The 20775-nt window shown below is 44.0% G+C and carries 18 protein-coding genes; 9 read left to right on the forward strand and 9 right to left on the reverse strand.

Features of this window, described 5'->3' with window-relative positions:
* Positions 1–3: 3 nt before the first annotated feature.
* The 3 genes from GJU82_RS12175 to leuS all read right to left on the reverse strand — a co-directional run bounded on the left by GJU82_RS12175 (position 4) and on the right by leuS (position 4995).
* Positions 4–1332 carry a peptidoglycan DD-metalloendopeptidase family protein gene (locus GJU82_RS12175; protein ID WP_153632381.1) on the reverse strand — a complete coding sequence of 443 codons (1329 nt, stop codon included), beginning with the start codon at positions 1330–1332 and terminating at the stop codon, positions 4–6.
* Positions 1333–1386: 54 nt separating this feature from the next.
* Positions 1387–2244: a YitT family protein gene (locus GJU82_RS12180; protein WP_153632382.1), complete on the reverse strand. Its 858-nt coding sequence runs from the start codon at positions 2242–2244 to the stop codon at positions 1387–1389.
* Positions 2245–2334: 90 nt separating this feature from the next.
* Positions 2335–4995: a leucine--tRNA ligase gene (gene leuS / locus GJU82_RS12185; RefSeq protein WP_153632383.1), complete on the reverse strand. Its 2661-nt coding sequence runs from the start codon at positions 4993–4995 to the stop codon at positions 2335–2337.
* Positions 4996–5704: 709 nt separating this feature from the next.
* Here leuS and gdhA point away from each other — a divergent pair.
* From gdhA to GJU82_RS12220, 7 genes are all read left to right on the forward strand, one after another.
* The gene (gene gdhA, locus GJU82_RS12190; protein ID WP_153632384.1) at positions 5705–7039 is read left to right on the forward strand and encodes an NADP-specific glutamate dehydrogenase; all 1335 of its coding nucleotides are present in this window, start codon (positions 5705–5707) and stop codon (positions 7037–7039) included.
* Positions 7040–7206: 167 nt separating this feature from the next.
* The gene (locus GJU82_RS12195; protein ID WP_153632385.1) at positions 7207–7971 is read left to right on the forward strand and encodes a TatD family hydrolase; all 765 of its coding nucleotides are present in this window, start codon (positions 7207–7209) and stop codon (positions 7969–7971) included.
* A gap of 179 nt (positions 7972–8150) precedes the next feature.
* Positions 8151–9173: an asparaginase gene (locus GJU82_RS12200; RefSeq protein WP_194831046.1), complete on the forward strand. Its 1023-nt coding sequence runs from the start codon at positions 8151–8153 to the stop codon at positions 9171–9173.
* 225 nt (positions 9174–9398) lie between these two features.
* A complete protein-coding gene (locus GJU82_RS12205) occupies positions 9399–10229 on the forward strand; it encodes a MotA/TolQ/ExbB proton channel family protein (RefSeq protein ID WP_153632387.1) in 831 nt (276 codons plus the stop codon).
* Between the two features lie 21 nt (positions 10230–10250).
* Positions 10251–10700, forward strand: a complete 450-nt coding sequence (locus GJU82_RS12210; RefSeq protein WP_153632388.1) for a hypothetical protein — start codon at positions 10251–10253, stop codon at positions 10698–10700.
* A 59-nt stretch (positions 10701–10759) separates the two neighbouring features.
* Positions 10760–11338: a biopolymer transporter ExbD gene (locus tag GJU82_RS12215; RefSeq protein ID WP_153632389.1), complete on the forward strand. Its 579-nt coding sequence runs from the start codon at positions 10760–10762 to the stop codon at positions 11336–11338.
* 15 nt (positions 11339–11353) lie between these two features.
* Complete coding sequence (locus GJU82_RS12220; RefSeq protein ID WP_153632390.1) at positions 11354–11827, forward strand: biopolymer transporter ExbD; 474 nt, start codon at positions 11354–11356, stop codon at positions 11825–11827.
* A 135-nt stretch (positions 11828–11962) separates the two neighbouring features.
* Here the strand turns inward: GJU82_RS12220 and aspS are convergent, their stop codons facing one another.
* Positions 11963–13720 carry an aspartate--tRNA ligase gene (gene aspS, locus GJU82_RS12225; RefSeq protein WP_153632391.1) on the reverse strand — a complete coding sequence of 586 codons (1758 nt, stop codon included), beginning with the start codon at positions 13718–13720 and terminating at the stop codon, positions 11963–11965.
* A 159-nt stretch (positions 13721–13879) separates the two neighbouring features.
* Between aspS and GJU82_RS12230 the strand changes: the two genes are divergently transcribed.
* Positions 13880–14323 (forward strand): nucleoside deaminase, encoded by a 444-nt coding sequence (locus GJU82_RS12230; protein ID WP_153632392.1) that lies wholly within the window; start codon positions 13880–13882, stop codon positions 14321–14323.
* Positions 14324–14518: 195 nt separating this feature from the next.
* Here GJU82_RS12230 and GJU82_RS12240 read toward each other — a convergent pair whose 3' ends face one another.
* Both GJU82_RS12240 and aroB read right to left on the reverse strand, forming a co-directional pair.
* Positions 14519–15763: a 3-phosphoshikimate 1-carboxyvinyltransferase gene (locus GJU82_RS12240; protein WP_153632393.1), complete on the reverse strand. Its 1245-nt coding sequence runs from the start codon at positions 15761–15763 to the stop codon at positions 14519–14521.
* A gap of 12 nt (positions 15764–15775) precedes the next feature.
* A complete protein-coding gene (gene aroB / locus GJU82_RS12245; protein WP_153632394.1) occupies positions 15776–16849 on the reverse strand; it encodes a 3-dehydroquinate synthase in 1074 nt (357 codons plus the stop codon).
* Between the two features lie 86 nt (positions 16850–16935).
* On the opposite strand from aroB, the gene GJU82_RS12250 reads away from it, so the two are divergent.
* A complete protein-coding gene (locus GJU82_RS12250) occupies positions 16936–17394 on the forward strand; it encodes a hypothetical protein (protein WP_153632395.1) in 459 nt (152 codons plus the stop codon).
* Positions 17395–17464: 70 nt separating this feature from the next.
* On the opposite strand, the gene GJU82_RS12255 is transcribed toward GJU82_RS12250, so the two are convergent.
* The 3 genes from GJU82_RS12255 to GJU82_RS12265 all read right to left on the reverse strand — a co-directional run bounded on the left by GJU82_RS12255 (position 17465) and on the right by GJU82_RS12265 (position 20774).
* Positions 17465–18424 (reverse strand): hypothetical protein, encoded by a 960-nt coding sequence (locus tag GJU82_RS12255; RefSeq protein WP_153632396.1) that lies wholly within the window; start codon positions 18422–18424, stop codon positions 17465–17467.
* A gap of 68 nt (positions 18425–18492) precedes the next feature.
* Entirely contained in the window at positions 18493–18690 is a 198-nt protein-coding gene (locus GJU82_RS12260; RefSeq protein ID WP_153632397.1) for a CDGSH iron-sulfur domain-containing protein, read from the reverse strand.
* 71 nt (positions 18691–18761) lie between these two features.
* Positions 18762–20774: an alpha amylase C-terminal domain-containing protein gene (locus GJU82_RS12265; protein ID WP_153632398.1), complete on the reverse strand. Its 2013-nt coding sequence runs from the start codon at positions 20772–20774 to the stop codon at positions 18762–18764.
* Position 20775: the final 1 nt, after the last annotated feature.

Genomic DNA, 20775 nt, shown 5'->3' on the forward strand with positions numbered 1-20775 from the left:
CTGCTATTGCAACGTCACAGGAGTGCTGTGAATGACATCGGCCACAGGAATTTGTTCCGGTTCCGGCCCCGGTATCGGGATGGTCATTAACTCATCCATTAGCGAATCACGATGCTCCTCATAGCGCACCAGGTTCTCTTTTTTTACCGGTTCAACCGGCGGTGCCTTCACCTTCAACGGATCAACCGCGGCCCCATTTTTATATACCCTGAAATCGAGGTGTGGACCGGTAGCTAATCCTGTCATTCCCACATAACCAACTAACTGACCCTGTTTTACGCGCACCCCGGGATGCATGCCTTTTGCAAACCGTGAAAGGTGCATATAGGAAGTAGTGTAAACCGAATTGTGCTTTATGTATAAATAGTTACCTCCACCACGTGCCTGGTAGCCTCTGCGGGTAACCACCCCGTCACCAATGGAATGAACCGGTGTTCCGGTAGGCGCTGCATAGTCGACACCATGGTGTGGCCTTCTGATACGAAGAATCGGGTGATACCGGCTATTGGTAAAACGGGAGCTGATGTGCGAATACTTTAGCGGAGCCTTCAAAAACGCCTTACGCAGACTTTTTCCATCTTCATCAAAATAATCGGTCCGGCCATCCTGGTCGAAATTGAAAGCGTAATAATCTTCGCCCATAGTATTAAAACGGGCAGCATAAATCGTCCCAATGCCGATGGAATTTCCGTCGACATAGTTCTCATCGTATATAATTTGGAACCAGTCTCCCTTCTGAACCCCGAAAAAATCAATGGACCAGGCATAAATGTCAGAAAGATCAATTGCTAAAACCGGATTCAGATTGTTATCCGTCATCGCATTCCACAATGAAGAACTAATTTGGCCAAATGCCACCTTACGTTTTGTTATAACAGGTTTTTGGCGTGCCGTAACATGCAAGGAATCGTCGGTGAGCTGAAATGTATAATAATCAACAGGCGTATCTTCGTAAACAAAATAACGGGGAGTATGCAGGGAATCGTGAGCTAAAAACATGGAATAAGCACTTCCCGCCTTTATTCTCCGCACATCAAAAACATGTTTTGCATTCCTGGCAAGCTGATCAATAGCCTGATAAGACACACCATACTTAACCAGGATATCAGAAAGATTCTGATTCCGTCGTACTTTTTTATTTTCAACAACGAAAGAATCAACCGGCAGTCTAAATCGTAAAACAGGTGGCTGTAAAACCCTGGCTACCGTGTCGACCGCTTGCCTTTTCGGGATATCGTCCTGATACGACTTACTATTCTTCCGGATGATGAAAAATCCTACCACTACTATTACCCAAACGACCAAAATAATCCCCGGAATCCATTTTTTCATTTGCCTCTACCTTCCCTGATTTAATATATGATTATAATCACAACACAGACAAAATTAATATTTGATTTGATCAAATCCGTTACCAAATACACCCATTACTGAGTTTTGGGATATAAATGCATCAGGATCAATTTGTTTTATTTGTTTATAAATTGGCGAAGCTTCTCTTTTCCGCACAACCGTCATAATTACTTTTACATTTTTCCGGGTATACCAACCCGTTCCATCGAAAACAGTTAAACCTCGATTTGCCTGATGCACAATATAATCAGCAATATCGTCATAGCGTTCGGAGAAGATAAACATCTGGACCGACTGCTTGGCTCCGTTCAGGACTGAATCGACAGTATATGACACTACCCACATCGAAACATAACCATACACCATCCCTTCAACCGACTTCAAAACGAAGAATGAGGAAGCAATGATAATCACGTCGCAAAACATAATAACACGTCCCGGGCTCACATTCCGGTACTTATTAATAATCATGGCAATGATATCCGTACCACCGGTACTCCCTCCGCGGTTAAAGACGATTCCAAGCCCAACTCCGCCGAGAATACCACCAAGGACGGCAGATAAAAACAAATCGTCAATCAATGGTTTGGTAAATACTGATTGCAATACATTCAAAAACACTGCCATAACCGACATACTAAAGATAGTCTTTAGTCCAAAGCTTGTTCCCAGTATTTTAATGGCAGCCAGAACCAAAAAAATATTAATAACAAAGTACGTATACCCTGTTTCAATTCCGGACGTTAAATATACAACCGTAGCTACCCCCGTAATTCCACCCCCAATAATCTTGGCAGGAATCAAAAAGGCAGTCACCCCAAAAGCATAAATAAATAATCCGGGTACGATAATTGCATAATCCTGAACTTTACTCATTACTTTTCCACTCATCCCGATAAAAATTTGCGCAAAAGTAGAATAAAAAAAAGCACGGAAATCATGATTTTTCCATGCTTTTGGCGAAGATTTTATCCTTTACAATTACTTAACAACCACGTTAATAATCCTACCCGGTACGTAAATCAATTTCACGATGGTTTTTCCGTCGGTCCACCGCTGTGCCCCCTCATGTTCAAGTACCGTTTTTTCAACATCATCCTTTGGCATATCTAACGGAAGTTCCAGTTTAAAACGCAATTTTCCGTTAAAGGATACCGGGTACTCAAAGGTATTTTCCACCAGGAATTCTTCCCTGACTTCGGGCCATTCTGCCAGTGTGATACTTGCATTGTGACCATAAAGGCTCCAAAGCTCTTCGGCAAGGTGCGGAGCAAAAGGAGCCAGCACCTGCATAAACGTTTCGGCGGTAGAACGAGATACTTTACCAGCCTTATAGCAATGGTTGGTAAACACCATCATTTGTGAAATGGCCGTATTGAACTTCAAATCCTCTACATCGTCGCCTACCTTCCGGATGGTCTGATGCAAAAGTTTGAGGGTCTCTTTCGAGTCTTCTTTTTCACTGACAATATCCAGATTTGAGAAGAAAGTAAATACCCTCCGCAAGAAGTTATAAACTCCCTTCACACCGGTGTCGGTCCAGGGTTTGGTTGCATCAAGCGGTCCCATAAACATTTCGTAGAGGCGTAACGAATCGGCTCCATACTGTTCCACCACGTCGTCCGGGTTGATGACGTTTTTAAGCGATTTGGACATTTTGGCCACAATCTGCTTCAACTCTTCGCCGGTTTCGGTATGAAAATACCTGCCATCACGATCTTCGACCAAATCGGAAGGCACTTTAGAGCCGGAAACTGTTTCATAAGCAAAAGCCAGAATCATTCCCTGGTTATACAGCTTCAGATATGGTTCATCGGTGGAAACCACACCCAAATCGAACAGTACCTTGTGCCAGAAACGACTGTACAGCAAGTGAAGTACCGCATGTTCAGCACCTCCTACATACAAATCAACCGGCATCCAGTAATTCTCTTTCACTTTGTCAAAGGGTGCTTCATCGTTTTTCGGATCGATGTAACGCAGGTAATACCAGCACGAACCGGCCCATTGAGGCATCGTATTCGTTTCGCGACGCCCCTTACGGCCATTTTCATCCGTTACGTAAAGCCAATCGCCGGCATTGGCCAATGGCGACTCACCCGTTTCTACCGGTTGATATTTTTCCACATCGGGAAGAATCAGGGGCAGATCGTCATCGGGTAAAACGGACACTTCGCCATCTTCCCAATGAATGACAGGGAATGGCTCACCCCAGAAACGCTGACGACTGAACAACCAATCACGAATTTTATAATTCACGGTAGCTTTACCGAGGCCTTCCGACTCGAGCCATTCGATAACGGTTTTAAGGCCGTCTTCTTTGCTCATGCCGTTGATGTCAAGCCCTACGCTTTCGTTGGCAGAGTTGATATAAGCTCCGTCTTCCGTCCAGCAGGCATCACCCTTCAATACTTTTTCACGCAATTCCGGTCCAGCATCTTTCGGATCGAGGATGCATACAATATTTAATCCGAATGTTTTGGCAAACTCAAAGTCACGCATATCGTGCGCCGGAACTGCCATAATAGCGCCAGTTCCATACCCCATCAATACATAGTCGGCTACCCATACCGGAATTTTTTCTCCCGTAAGGGGGTTAATGGCATACCGGCCAGTAAATACGCCGGTTTTGTCTTTCGCCAAATCGGTACGGTCCAAATCACTTTTCAATGTAGCCGAACGCACATAATCGTTTACTGAATCTTTATGTTCCGGAGTTGTAATAACTTCCACCAATTCGTGCTCCGGAGCAATTACCATATAAGTGGCCCCAAACAACGTATCAGGGCGGGTTGTGTACACCCGGATTATTTCATCAACACCATCGAGCAGAAAGTCTACTTCAGCACCGGTCGATCTTCCAATCCAGTTCCGCTGCATATCCTTCACACCTTCGGGCCAATCCAGATTATCCAGTCCCGTCAACAAACGTTCAGCATAATGCGGGATACGAAGCATCCACTGTTTCAGAAAACGACGTTCAACCTCTTTTGTACCGCACTTTTCGTGCGAACCGTCATTCAACACTTCTTCGTTCGCACAAACCGTTTTGCAATGACGACAATACCAAACCTGGGCATTATCGTAGTAAGCCAAACGTTTGCTTTTGACATATTCACGAACTGCTTCTTTTCCTTCCGCTTCTATCTCCGAAGGAACCGGCAATTCATCAATCGGGCGTCCCTTCTGCTCATTTTCGTCGAACCAGGTATTATATAAACGGGTAAAGATCCACTGTGTCCACTTGTAATAAGCCGGGTCTGTGGTATTAATTTCCCGATCCCAGTCGTAACTCAATCCCAGCGACTGAATCTGACGACGGAAATTATTGCAATTCTTTTTTGTCGTAATTGCCGGATGAGTCCCGGTTTGAATAGCATATTGTTCTGCAGGGAGCCCGAATGCATCCCACCCCATCGGATGAAGCACATTAAATCCGTTTGCCCTTTTGTAACGGCAAATAATATCAGTCGCCGTATATCCTTCCGGATGGCCGACATGTAATCCAGCTCCCGAAGGATAAGGAAACATATCGAGGCAATAAAATTTCGGTTTCGAATAATCTTCCCCTGTTTTGAAAGTTTTATGCCCGGCCCAGTAATTCTGCCAGCTTTGTTCAATCTCCCTGAAGTTGTAATCCATCTTTATTGAGACTATTAAATTCTTTTTTCAACTAAAGTGCGAAATTAAGACTTTATTTTTTGACTGCCGGAACGCTTCCTAAAAATCATACAAATAACTTTTCGTTGCATTTAAAATAAATCGAAGACTGACGATGGGCAGTTTGTATCTCAAAATGTCTAATTTACAACGATATATTAAATAAAAACCGCCACACTCACGTCGCCAACTAAATTGGTAGATGAATTCATGTCCAATTTAAGCAGGAAAGATCCACATGAGGTAGAATTTACCAAGCCGTTCATGAGGTCGTTGAAGCGCTCGCCCCTAACCTGATGGCTCATCCTCAGTACATGAAAGAGAAGATTCTGGAGCGGATATATCTATGATCCGGCCGGTATCGATTCCGAAACGCTGGGATTTGTAATGGATTTGAAGAATACCCGCTTTTATTCCTAATCCTAAATATCCACTTTCAAAATTCTGACATAAGTCAAACTTCCGGTTCTTTGTGCTATTAAACATACTCTAAAAAACGTTTTACATACTGATTTATTGTCACTTACACCGTTCGCCTTATTCTTCTTTTTTGAATAATTATTGCGAAGATGAGAAAATGTTTTCTCTACCTTTGGCTCTAACAAATTGAAACCGTCAGGATATAACTGCCTGTAGGCATTGTACCAACACACAGACGGAATTTATGGGGTTTTTACAAAAATATGTTATCATGAATACCGGTATAGAACAATTCATGGAGGCCTTAAAGGCCCGCACCGTTGGCGAGAAGGAATTCCATCAAGCCGTTCAGGAAGTTGTTGAATCTGTTTGGGAGGTTTACGATTCAAATCCCCGCTACAAACAAGCACGCATTCTTGAACGCATGGTGGAGCCCGAGAGAGTCGTCATGTTCAGGGTTCCCTGGATGAATGACCGGGGCGAAGTTGAGATCAATCGCGGCTACCGCGTAGAGTTCAACAGTGCACTTGGTCCATATAAAGGTGGATTGCGTTTCCACCCCAGTGTTAATTTAAGTATCCTGAAGTTTTTAGGGTTTGAACAAACCTTTAAAAACAGTCTGACCACCCTTCCCATGGGAGGCGGTAAAGGAGGTTCCGACTTCAGCGCCAAAGGACGCAGCGACAACGAAATCATGCGTTTCTGTCAGTCGTTCATGACCGAGCTGAGCCGTCACATTGGCCCGCATACCGATGTACCGGCAGGTGATATCGGCGTAGGTGGCCGCGAAATCGGTTATCTTTTCGGACAATACAAACGTATCCGGAACGAGTTCACCGGGGTATTGACTGGCAAAGGTTTAGGTTGGGGAGGTTCACTCATTCGTCCCGAAGCAACCGGTTACGGCGCCGTATATTTCGTTCAGCACATGCTGACTGAAATGGGCAAAGAAATCAAAGGCCATACCTTCTCTGTATCTGGCTTTGGAAACGTCGCCTGGGGAGCCATCAGCAAAATCAACGAACTGGGCGGCAAAGTGGTGACCATTTCCGGTCCCGACGGATACATTTACGATCCAACCGGAATCGATGGTGAAAAAGTAGATTATCTGCTCGAACTGCGTGCTACCAACAACGACATTGTTGAACCGTATGCAAAAGAATTTGGAGCTCAGTTCTTCGCTGGCAAGAAACCATGGGAACAGCCTGTTGATATTGCTATGCCATGCGCCACTGAAAATGAACTGGACGAAGAAGATGCCAGATTGTTAATCAAAAACGGTTGTTTCCTCGTAGGCGAAGTTTCAAACATGGGTTGTACAGCTGACGCTGCAGAGTTGCTGACCAAAGAGATAACCTATGCTCCTGGTAAAGCAGTAAACGCTGGTGGCGTTGCCGTTTCCGGCCTGGAAATGTCACAGAACAGCATGCGCTACAACTGGACACGCGAAGAAGTAGATCAACGCTTACACCTTATTATGCGGGAAATCCATGAAACATGTAAAATTCACGGACGTAACGAAAGTAAGATAAATTATGTCAAGGGCGCCAACGTCGGAGGCTTTGTTAAAGTAGCCGACGCCATGTTGGCACAGGGGCTTGTATAAGCACTCATCCAAAAAAGCAGAAAGAGCCGTTTTCCTTTGGGGAGGTGGCTCTTTTCGCATAAAACAAGCGTAATTGGGCCCAATGTAAATTGCTCTTAGGATTCAGATAACATTCTGTTAATGGGTTGGTGAGTCAGCTTTTGCTATTTTTGACCAAATTTCGAGAAATGTTTGTTGATACCCATTCACATATTTATTCGCCTGAGTTTAATATCGATCGGACGGAAGTTGTAAACCGTGCCACAACATCCGGAATTAAAAAAATAGTTCTCCCCAACATCGACAGTTCATCCATCAAACCCATGCTGGATCTGTCAGCGTCGTACCCCAATGTGTGCTATCCGCTGATTGGATTGCATCCCACTTCGGTTAAGGAAGATTTCCGAAATGAACTGGAAATTGTTCGCTTCTGGCTCGACAGGCACCAGTTTTTCGGCATTGGTGAAATCGGGCTTGATCTCTTCTGGGATCAGACTTTCGTAGAAGAACAAACCGAAGTATTTCGTGTACAGCTTCAATGGGCAAAAGAGCGAAAACTACCGGTGGTTATCCACGTTAGAGATTCGTTTGGAGAGGTGTTTGAAGAAGTAGGAAAGGCTGCCGACGAAAATCTGAGAGGCGTCTTCCACAGTTTCACCGGAACACTAAAACAAGCGGAACAAATCATTAACTGGGGATTTAAACTCGGAGTGAATGGAACCGTCACGTTTAAAAATGCCGGTGTTGACAAGGTAATCGCCCAGATTGATCCCAAACACCTGCTCCTCGAAACCGATTCGCCCTACCTCGCACCCGTGCCATTCAGAGGAAAACGCAACGAAAGTGCACACATCATACAAGTAGCTGCCAAGGTTGCCGAACTGCACAACACTACTCCCGAGGAAATCGCAGAAATTACGACAAAAAATGCTGAAGAAATGTTTGGAATCTAACCACGCTTCGTTCCAATATTTCTAATTTTGAGGGCAATTTCATCTACGTAAACTGAGAAACCGGGCACAATTACCGTGTCGGGATTAGGATTACACAATAAATATTATTGTACTTCAAACCAAATTTTCATCAATTCAATGATTGATGATAAAAACATTTAGGTGTGAAAAACAGCGAAATGCCTTCAATTCTTATTATTTATACCGGTGGTACCATTGGGATGAGGGAAGACCCCGAAACCCATACGTTGGCACCGATGAAATTTACCCACATTCAAAATGAGATTCCGGAGTTGTCCAAGCTGGGGATCAATGTATCGGCCACCGCTTTTAATCCTCCAATCGACTCCTCCAATATGCACCCCGCCATCTGGGGCAGAATTGCCCGGACGATCCGTCAGAATTACCAAAAATACAACGGTTTTGTTATTCTTCATGGTACCGATACCATGGCTTATACTGCTTCAGCATTAAGCTTCATGTTCGAAAACCTGGACAAGCCCGTCATCCTAACAGGCTCCCAGTTGCCCATTGGCGTCATGCGCACTGATGGGAAAGAAAACCTGGTAACCGCTGTCGAACTGGCCGCAGCCATCCGAAACGGCCGCGCCATTGTTCCGGAAGTATGCATCTATTTTAATTCAAGGTTATTCCGGGGAAACCGTACAACAAAAGAAGATTCGGAAAAATTTAGCGCTTTTATGTCTCACAACTACCCAATACTGGCCCGTGCCGGAGTTGATATTGTGTACAGTTACGATCGCATCAACTATTCGAATAACAAAGGAATACTGAAAGTCAACACCAACATCAGCAACAACGTCATCATTTTAAGAATGTTCCCGGGGATGAACAGACAGTATTTTGAACATTCGCTCAACCTTCCGGGATTAAAGGGAGTTGTACTCGAATCGTACGGTTCGGGCAACGTTCCTACCCACCGCTGGCTCTTAAACGCAATCAGGAAAGCTATCAAGCAGGGCGTCATTTTTCTGAATGTGACGCAGTGCTCCGGTGGCCGTGTCCAAATGGGGCAATACATGACCAGTTACGAGCTTTTAAATGCCGGCGTCATCAGCGGAAAGGACATCACTGTAGAGGCTGCTATCACCAAGTTGATGTTCCTTCTAGGTCAAGGCCTCAGGACAGAAGAAGTGAAGACTCATTTACAACGGAGCCTGAGTGGGGAAATTACAGAGTGAGTTGTTTTTTTTCAACTTTTTTTTGTAATTTGCGTGCCTGAATTTTAAACCAATCCGGAATCTTTTTCAGCCAAAAAAGTTTCATTTGGAAAGAGAAAACATTGGGTGAATTGAAGAACGAAAGAAGTATTTGATTTTATTTGTTGGAAATTTATTGTAGAACAATAAATCGTAAATAGAAATTAATAGTAAGAACAATTTATTAATCAAAATTCAAAACCAATTATGAAAAAACTATTTGCGTTAATTGCAGTTTTCGGGATGCTTAGTTTTGGCGCATCGGTGGTTGCTTTCGCACAAGAGCAGGACACAGCGCAGGCAGCTACTGAACAAGCGGCTACTGATTCCGTATCGCAGGCTCAGGACTCTGAAATGACCGCTGATCCTATTGAACAAGCGGCTGCCAAAGCAGAATCAGGCAGGTCTCTTCACAGCATGCTTAAGCAATATTTCATTCAGGGAGGTCCGGGCTTCATGGCATTCGTACTTATCGCCCTGATTCTTGGTCTTGCGTTGTCTATTGAAAGGATTCTTTACCTGAACCTCGCCACTACCAACACCAAAAAACTGCTGGCAAATGTAGAAGACGCTTTGAATAGCGGAGGCATCGAAGCTGCGAAAGAGGTGTGCCGCAATACCCGCGGACCTGTTGCTTCTATCTTCTATCAGGGCCTTGATCGTTTCGACGAAGGAATCGACGTAGTTGAGAAATCAATCGTATCATACGGTGGTGTACAATCTGGTCTGCTGGAAAAAGGACTTAGCTGGATTGCACTGTTCATCGCACTGGCCCCGATGCTTGGTTTCATGGGAACTGTAATCGGTATGATTTCAGCATTCGATGCTATCGAAGTAGCTGGTGACATTTCTCCTTCTCTGGTTGCTGGTGGTATTAAGGTTGCACTTATTACGACCGTAACAGGTCTTATCGTTGCTATCATCCTTCAGATTTTCTACAACTACTGTGTTGCGAAAATTGATAGCATCATCAACAGCATGGAAGATGCTTCCATCTCTCTGCTTGATATGCTGGTAAAACACAACCTGAAGAAGTAATTACAAAATTAATTCGTACCCATGAGTAGAAAAGCAACAAGAATACTGACTATTATTCTGTGGGTCATGTTAGCGCTGTCAGCTCTGTTTATCGGGCTATTGTTCGATAAGATTGACACGCCGCAAATGGACTCACTGATAAATCTTAACCTTCGCTGGGCTTACGTGCTCTTTGGAATCGCTGCCGTTGTTGCAGTTGGTTTCGCCATCTACGAAATGTTCCAATCAGGTGAAAGGGCGAAGAAAAGTTTAATGGCTATCGGGGCAGTTGTGGTAATATTTATTATTGCCCGTTTACTTTCATCTTCTGAAATTCCTACATTCTACGGAGCTCAGGCGATGGTTAACAAAGGAACATTAACTCCCGAAATAGCCCTATTTACAGACACCCTGCTTTATGCCACTTACATTTTGTTCGGTGGAGCTATCCTGTCTGTAATTTACTCGGGATTGTCCAAATCCTGGAAATAAGATTAATCAGAATGAAGAGGAAACTTTTTCATCATAACTGAACATGAAATTTAATAAACATGCCTAGAAAATTACCAGAATATAATGCTGCATCTTTGGCTGACATTGCCTTCATGCTGCTTCTCTTCTTCCTGGTAACAACTACCATGGATGTTGATTCTGGGCTCGAACGTAAGTTGCCACCGCCACCACCGCCGAATCAGGACTTAAGCCAGCAACCACAAATTAAAGAACGTAACGTCTTTGTTGTGTTGGTGAACAAGAATGATCAGTTGTTGGTGCAAGGCAAGCCAATGCGTATCCGCGACCTTCGTCAGAAAGCGGAAGAGTTTATGGCAAACCCGAATAACGATCCAACACTACCGGAAAAAGAAGTGAAAGATGTTCCCTTCTTTGGACCGTATGAAGTGACTAAGGGTGTCATCTCGCTGCAGAACGACATTGGTACCACCTACGGTACCTATATCGCGGTCCAGAATGAATTGGTAGGCGCTATCAACGATTTACGGGAACAGCTGGCACAACAGAAATGGGGAAAATCCTATAAAGATCTTGATAGAGATCAGCAAAAAGCAATTCAGGAGATTTACCCTTCACGAATTTCAGAAGCTGAGCCCAAAAAAGTTGGTAAAAAATAATTAGGAGGATACAGAATGTCAAAATTCAGAAAAGACGACAAGAAAGAAACTCCACCGATTTCGACAGCAGCTTTGCCTGACATCGTATTTATGCTTCTGTTCTTCATCATGGTATCGACCACGATGCGTGAGGTAACCATGAAGGTACAAGTAAAGTTACCACAGGCAACAGAGTTGAGCAAACTGGAAAAAAAATCGTTGGTGAGCTATATCTACATCGGGCCTCCTCAAAAGCAATACCAGGCAACTTTAGGTAGCGAGCCACGTATTCAGCTGAACGATGCATTTTCCAATGTTGGAGACATCCAGGATTTTATTATCTCTGAAAGGGAAGCACACGACGAGAACGAAGTTCCGTTGATGATTACTTCCCTTAAGGTAGATCAATATACCAAGATGGGTATCGTTTCAGACGTGAAGCAGGAATTGAGGAGAGTCAATGCTCTTCACATCAATTACTCAGCCAGAAAACGAACTGAGAAAAATTAAGATGTATACTAAATAGAAAAAAGCGGTCTGAGTTTCAGACCGCTTTTTTTATGTATCAAAATTTGATTTGCAACATAAAAAACGGCCGCTCTGCAACATAACGACCGTTTCGTATGATGGAATTCGATAACTACTTTATTTATTATCTGTGGGTATAACTTTCAGAAACAGTTCGTCAAGCTGTGCGTCAGCGATTGTCGCCGGGCTGTCAATCATTACATCTCTTCCTGCGTTGTTTTTCGGGAAAGCAATTACATCCCGAATACTATCAAGGCCGGCGAAAAGTGAAACAAGCCGATCGAACCCAAACGCTATGCCAGCATGTGGTGGTGCACCATATTTAAATGCATTCATCAGGAAACCAAACTGCTTCTCAGCTTCTTCTTTTGTAAAACCGAGGGTCCTAAACATCTTCGCCTGAAGCTCACTATTAAAAATTCGTACCGAACCGCCACCAATTTCCACACCGTTAATAACCAAATCGTAAGCATTCGCGTGAATCTTACCCGGATCTGTATCCAGCAAATCAATTTCATCAGGTTTTGGAGCAGTAAACGGATGGTGCATGGCAAAAAACCGATGTGAATCTTCATCCCACTCCAACAACGGGAAATCGACGACCCACAAAGGACGGAAATCAGCTGCCTTAACAAGCCCTAATTGCTTACCCATTTCCAGCCGAAGAATTCCGGTAGCTATTTGTGTCGCCCCTTTATTTCCCGATAAAACAAGTAAAAGATCACCAGGAACGGCACCAAAAGCATCGGCCCACTTCTTCAAATCTTCAGCACTGTAGAACTTATCGACCGACGATTTAAATGAACCGTCTTCATTATATTTCACATAAACGAGCCCTTTTGCACCAACCTGTGGACGTTTAACGAAATCGGTTAACGCATCCAATTGCTTACGCGAGTAGGAAGCGGCCCCGGACGCACAGATCCCACCAATATATTCAGCCCCATCAAAAACCTTAAACCCGTTTCCCTTAACCGTTTCGGTCAAGTCCTGAATTTTCATATCAAAACGAATATCCGGCTTATCAGAGCCGTATTTGTCCATCGCCTCTTCGTAAGGCATACGCGGAAATTCGCCCGGATCAAAGCCTTTCAGTTCTCTAAAAAGATGCCTTGTCAGGCCTTCGAACATATTTAAAACGTCCTCCTGTTCTACGAACGACATCTCACAGTCAATTTGGGTAAATTCCGGCTGCCGGTCAGCCCGAAGATCTTCGTCACGAAAACATTTTACAATTTGGTAGTAGCGATCAAACCCGGCAACCATCAACAACTGTTTAAACGTTTGAGGAGATTGCGGAAGCGCGTAAAATTCACCTGGGTTCATCCGTGAAGGGACCACGAAATCGCGAGCGCCTTCTGGGGTCGACTTAATTAAAACAGGCGTTTCCGTTTCGATAAAATCCTGGTCGTTAAGATAATTACGTACATAATGCGCCATCTTTGCACGCAGCTCAAGATTCTTCCGGACATTTTCGCGCCGCAAATCCAGGTAGCGATGTTTCATCCTGATTTCATCACCACCATCGGTATTTTCAGTGATGGTAAAAGGTGGAACAACCGATTGATTCAGAATGGTGACTTTCTTAAGCTCTACCTCAACCTCTCCGGTAGGAATTTTACTGTTCTTGCTCGCCCGTTCCCTGACAACACCGACAATCTGGATGACAAATTCACGGCCCAAGTGGTTGACAGCATCCTTAATTTCAGACGGAGCAGTTTCATCGGCGACCAGCTGCGTAATACCGTACCGGTCACGGAGGTCAACAAAAGTCATTGCACCGAGGTTGCGGACCCTCTGCACCCATCCCGACAACGTTACTTCACTTCCGGCATGGTTGATACGTAATTCACCGCAATTATGGCTTCTGTACATCAATTATTCTTTTATAAATTTGAATGCAAAAGTACAAAAGTTATAAAGAAAACAGGAAGCAATCAATCACTGGTTTAGGTGCATCCGCAGAATTAATTTTCGTAATTGTGTTGGCACGTATATCAAATCGGGATTACCTTTAAAACCAAAACATACAATATGCTGCAACCTTTTTCCGATGAGTATTTCATGAAACAAGCGCTCAACGAAGCACATAAGGCTTTTGACATGGGAGAGATTCCTGTCGGCGCTGTAGTTGTTTGCCAAAACCGAATCGTAGCACAGGCACATAACCTGACCGAAACATTGAACGATGTTACCGCTCATGCGGAAATGCAAGCCATTACAGCTGCCGCAAACATGTTAGGAGGAAAATATTTAAACGATTGCACGCTCTACGTAACCCTGGAGCCTTGCGTTATGTGTGCCGGAGCGCTGGGCTGGTCACAAATCGGGCGCATTGTTTATGGTACTGAAGACGAAAAAAAAGGTTTTCGGAGATACGCAGAAAAAGCAATGCATCCCAAAACAACTTTACTGGGCGGAATACTGGAAACCGAATGTTCAACGCTTGTTAAGGAGTTCTTTTTATCGAAACGATAGAAAAAGGCTCCCAACACCATTTTCAAATAGATTTTATGGAGAAAACAATTTACTATTTTACCAACCAATCCAATTCATTCGCGACTAAACATTAATTCGATGAGAATACATAATCAGGCTAGAAAAGGAGCGATTGCTGAAACCGTATTACTTCCGGGCCATCCGCTAAGAGCAAAATAATTTTCGGCTAATGAATTAATCAGGCAGTTCCTGAACGGTGAAACCAACTTTTTTCAGATCTTCATAAAACGCTGGATAAGATTTGGTCACCACCATCGGATCGGCAATTTTCATGGTACCATAAACCAAAGCGGCTGGAGCAAAGGCCAAAGCCATACGATGGTCGTGGTATGTTTCGATGATAGCCTGACTTGCATCAATATGCTCGTTCAACGCCCCGCTCCAGGCAAATTCGCCGTGCTGTGGTTCAGGCAATTTTGCACCCAGTTTAGCGCACTCATTCTGCAACGCTGCAACCCTATCAGTCTCTTTAATTTTCAGGGTATGCAAACCGGTAAAGTGAAAAGGGATCCGCTTTGCCACACACAACACAGCAAAGGTTTGAGCGACATCCGGATTTTCCACAAAATTTAAATCAAGTCGTTTCAGTTCATGAGTTTTTTTTCGGGTTATCCGCACATCATTGCCTTCCTGTTTCGATTGCACGCCGAAATACTGGTCGAACCATTTGGCCAAAATTGCATCGCCCTGCAAACTTTGTAGCCGCAGCCCTTTCAGCAAAATATCGAAATCTTCGGCCATGGCAGCCATTTGGTACCAATAGGACGCTCCGGACCAATCAGCTTCAACCGAAAATGGAACAGGGTTGTATGCTTGTTCTTCGATGCGAATCTCATTGCCCTTCCAGGCAGAACGGACACCAAACTTCTTCATCAGTTTTAAGGTCAATTCAATATATGGACGGGAAGTGATTCTATTTTTAAGCCTTAGTGTCAGGCCATTTTGTACAGAGGGAGCAATCATCAGCAATGCTGATATGTACTGACTGCTCACACTGCCATCAAGTTCCAGCACGCCACCTTTCAACGCCGTTCCGGTGATTCGCAAAGGAGGATAACCTTCTTCTTCAACGTAATCTATCACAGCACCCAACTTCCGGAGTGCATCAACCAAAATACCAATCGGCCGCTGCTTCATGCGTTCTGAGCCGGTTATGGTCCATTGTCCCATTATCTTCGAAAGGAAAGCAGTCAGAAAACGCATGGCTGTGCCGGCATAACCGATATCAAACTCATTGCTGGAAGCGCTTAGAACGGATTCCATTACGCGGGTATCATCGCTGTCTGACAGGTTATCAATTGTATATGGAGAGTAACTGAGCGCATTAATAATCAACACCCGGTTACTGATGCTTTTTGAAGCAGGTAACGAGATTTCCCCTTCCAACCTGCCACTGGGCCTGGTTATCCGATATATCATGATGTAAAAATATTAAAGGGAAAGTTTTTGGTAAAACTCCAATGATTCAATAATCAGCTCACGGCTGCAATCCTGATCTATCGCAACTTTCCCAACTTTGGAAAGCAGGGTAAAATTAATCCGTTTGCCTTCGTTCTTTTTATCATGACTCATCAGGCTGATTAGCGCACCGTAGTCGTCAGATGTTATCTCAAATTTCCCATAAATGCTCAATAACCAATAGGAAAGTTCTTCAAGAGATTGTTTTGACAGCCCTGCAATTTTATAGGACAAATACAACTCGGCCATCATCCCGTAAGCAACGGCATAGCCATGCAATATCGGTTTCCCGGAAGTCATGGCATAACTCTCGAAAGCATGACCGATGGTATGGCCAAAATTCAGCGCTTTTCGAATATTTTTTTCCGTTGGGTCCTTATTTACAAAATAATCTTTGATAGCTACCGAACGGGCAATTAACCCGGCTAAAGCATCATAATTGAGCAAATCCAGGTCATAATTCCGGACTTCATTCAAATGGTCGGCTGAATAAATTAATCCGTGCTTGACCATCTCGGCAAATCCGGATACGAAATTCTGACGGTCAATCGTTTTTAAAAACCGTGTATCAATGAAGACATTCCTGGGTTGATTAATCACCCCGATTTCGTTCTTGAAACCATTAAAATTGAAACCAGTTTTGCCACCAACCGATGCATCAACCTGCGATAACAGCGTAGTAGGAACATTCACGAAATCCATTCCCCGCTTATACGTCGATGCAGCAAAACTTCCCAGGTCGGTCAACATTCCACCGCCGACATTGATCACAAGTGATTTTCTATCGGCACCATTCTGGCTAAGGAATAACCAAATTTTTTCGACCGAAGACAACTTCTTATTTTCTTCACCAGCCGGAATTTCAGTCTTCTTCACCCTTTCCCACCCTTTCACATCCTGCAAAACAGGAAGACAAAAACGGGTAGTATTTGACTCACTCACCAGAAAAACCTTATCTTCGGGATAACCAGAAATCAATTGAGAAAGAGCAGTTACAACATCATCGGTCACGGTCAATGCTGCATGATATGATGGGGAATTGTTCATTTTTCGGATGTTTGCCGGACAAAGTTAAAACTATTTGCTATTTTGACTTTCAAATTGCGTACTTCTTCATTAAAATACACACAAAGATGATATACAGTAACCGGAAATATGCCGACAAGTTGAGGAAGAGAATCCTGCTTGGTGGAGTGATTATTCTGGTAGGTTTAGCCGCTTTACTTCTGCTTCAACTCTTTAACTGGGTCGCTATAGGCGCCACGGTTTTTGTTGCAGCCTTTCTATTTATCGCCGCGCTGAACCTCCAATATATCCGCATTTTCGATGAAAAAGAGAAAATTATCATCCGGTATTTCTCGGTCTTTGCCATTAGCCGTTTGTTTCAATCCATCGAACTTCCGGTAACGAATTTGATGAAAGCCGAGGCTGAAAAGCATTTGGGTGGAATTAAGACCGATCTGGTATTAACTGTCAGGACCCGACAGGGAGTTGCGGTATATCCGCCTGTTAGCCTTTCCGGTGTTAAACGAAAAGAGAGAAAACAAATCATCGAAGAGCTCAATCAATTGATTCCACGAAAAAAAGAATGATGAAAAAAAGCTACCGCAAAATGATCGCTTCTATCTGTTAACATGTAATCTTCTTTTGACCAACTTTCTATCAGATTTTCTTGAGGATATACAGACCGCCGGTCCCTGCTGCAAGAATAATGTAGCTATCCGTTGCAGCAACATAATTCACAGAACCTACAGGATTGTAACTTCCTAAGATTTCCAAATCTGTACCCTGTGCCGGAATACTGGCAACAACCAAGCCATCAGCACCGTTGGCAATCATGATATTGCCATTGAAAAGCGTTACCGCATTCACATTACCCAAATTCTGATCGGTCAGTAAATACTGGTAAACAGGAGCCGGGTCGGTTTGTTCCAACGTTAAATCGAAAACCTTTAAACCTACCGCTCCTAACGAAACATATACGAGGTTTCCATCTACCGTAATGGTTGATTTTCCCTGGAATGCAGGAGCTGTATGATTATCTGAGGTACCGGGATTATTGGAATTCCCCGGATAATAGTAATCCCCAATATTCACTACATCATCTGAAAAAAGATCGGGAGAAAGCAAGTGCAGTTTAGCGTCAGCCACACCTTCAAAAGCGACTACTTTATCAATATTTTCAGCATATTCAGCATATTTTGCATAAGAGAACCGAATCCTTGCCGCAGTTGAAAAATCACTCAAGGCAATTTTGGTAATTCCCGTATTCAGAGTAATTGTTTCGCCTTTACTATCCGTGATGGTTTTTTCTTCACCGCCCGTAGCAAAATAGAGATAATCGCCATGACGGAACACTCCATTGGAAGAAGGGGCATCCAATACCTTATCTCGTTGGATGGTATGGTTTTTCCCCCTGGGCCCATATATATCTCCATTGGCTTCGAGATAAAGCTCCCGAAGAACCGCACCATCTTTATGATCATCGCAAGCCAGCCAACAACGGGTTACCGTGCCAGCGTCCGGATCGGAATACGTTTCATCATCAACGCAAAGCGCATTAAACTCAACATTTCCATATGTCAACTGCGAAGAGATAGATGGATGAGAGGGATCGGACATATCGATTACCTCAAAGGCCCCTTTTACAATGTCATCCTGTCGGTGATAGTCTAAACATCAAGCAAGTATTAACCTTTGAAGTCAATTTTTTTATGTGTGCCATCGCAGAATGGCTTATTGGAAGAACCTCCGCAACGGCAAAGAAATATCGTTTTCGTCTCCGTCGTTCTGTTTCCGTACTGGCCTTCCATGATCACAGGTCCATCAATCATAATCGGTCCATCTTTCGTAAACGTAACTTTAATGGTTTTAATTTCTGAAGCCATAAAACTTATTTTGATGTTTATTCTACTTGAAAAACAGAGTTCTCCTTACATTGTTTGAATCAGCACGCAATCTATCTGACCCGCTTGTAAGATTCCTTTTTTAGTACAACAGCTGTCCGGGCCGGAAGATATAACCGCAGATAATGATTCGTACTTAATTTCGAAACCGGCAATGTGTAGTAAATTAAATCCTGATCAATACGGTTCTGGCCTCCATAAGGGTGGGCATCGGTGCTGAGAATCACCTTGAATTTTGATGGTTCCATCTGTATTCCGTAGCCTTCAAACGATTTATGGGGATTGAAGTTAAAGACAAACAGCAGATCGCCTCGCTGGTAGGCCAATACCTGATCAGCCTTATTGTCGGTAATCCATCTCACCTCGGGCAATTCGAGCAACCGTTCTTCCCTGAGTATATTAATCATGTCCCGGTCGAAATCCAGCAACCAGTGATAACGTAATTCCGGATTCTCGGCTATGCTCCAGATTCTTCTGGCATGCTGATATGACCAGCCGTTTCCCTCACGGGGAAAGTCGATCCATTCAGGATGGCCAAACTCATTTCCCATGAAATTAAGATATGCACCTCCGGCACACGAAGCCGTAGCCAACCGAATCATTTTATGAAGCGCAATTCCACGTTCGACCGTCAAGTTTGGCTGGTCTTTTCGCATGCTGAAATACATCTCCTTGTCAATCAATCGGAAGATAATGGTTTTATCTCCGACCAACGCCTGATCATGGCTTTCAGCGTAGCTGACTACTTTCTCATCCTGGCGGTGAGCTGTTAGTTCGTAGAAAATCTGACCGACATCCCAATCTTCGTCCTTCCGCTCCTTAATAACTTTGATCCAAAAATCGGGAACACCCATCGCCATCCTGAAATCAAAGCCAAAGCCTCCGTCCTCCTGAGGCGAAGCCAAGCCCGGCATTCCACTCACTTCTTCGGCAATACTGATGGCATTGGGTTTAATTTGATGAATAAGCTTATTAGCCAACTTGAAATAAACAATTGCCTCGTAATCCAAATTCGGAGTAAAGTAATCACTGTAACCAGAAAAGGCTTTCTCCAGCCCATGATCAAGGTAAAGCATGCTGGTTACGCCATCGAACCGGAAACCATCGAACTGGAATTCATCCAACCAGTATTTGATATTCGAGAACAGAAAATGAAGTACCTCGGGCTTACCGTAGTTAAAGCAGTACGAATCCCAGGCAGGATGCTCCCCCCTTCCGCCTTCGTGGAAAAACTGGTATCGGGTACCATCAAAGCGCCCCAAACCTTCCACCTCGTTTTTTACCGCATGCGAATGAACCAAATCCATAACAACCGCCATTCCCATTCCATGAGCCTCGTCGATTAAGGCTTTCAGTTCATCGGGGGTTCCGAAGCGCGAAGAGGGCGAAAAAAAACCGGACACATGGTAACCAAAGCTTCCATAATACGGATGCTCCGGTATAGCCATCAGCTGAATGGTATTATATCCGGCTTTTTTTATGCGGGGAAGCATGGTTTTTCGAAATTCTTCATACGTATGTATCCTGGGCTCTTCACCCGCCATTCCCACGTGCGATTCATAAACCAACGGAGCTTCAGTTAATCCGGAAAATCTATTTTTCCATTCATAAGGATGCTCGGGCATCCAAACTTGCGCATTGAATATCAATGAATCCGGATCCTGAACAACTCGTCGGGTCCAGGCCGGAATTCGTTTTCCTTGTCCCCCTTCCCAGTAAACCGATAGCGCAAATAAATCACCATGCTGCAACGCGTCCGATGACATTCTAAGCTCCCAGTTTCCATTTCCGATTGATTGCAACTCAAATTCGGGCAATTCTTTCCAATCATTAAATGTGCCGGTTAGAAAAATGCGGGTAGCATTGGGTGCCCATTCCCTCAGTACCCAACCTTTCTCATCAAGAAATAACCCGAAGTAGTGATGCCCCTCGGCAAAATCAGTCAATGATTTGCCGCCGGTTAATTCTTTCTCCTTTATTTCAGAAAGATTTTTCCACTCGATAAACGCGCCCTCAAAAGGCTCCAGCCAGGGATCGTTTTGTACAATCGGGATTTTTCCCATCATG

Source organism: Prolixibacter sp. SD074 (assembly GCF_009617895.1).
In the GTDB taxonomy this organism is placed as follows: Bacteria; Bacteroidota; Bacteroidia; order Bacteroidales; family Prolixibacteraceae; genus Prolixibacter.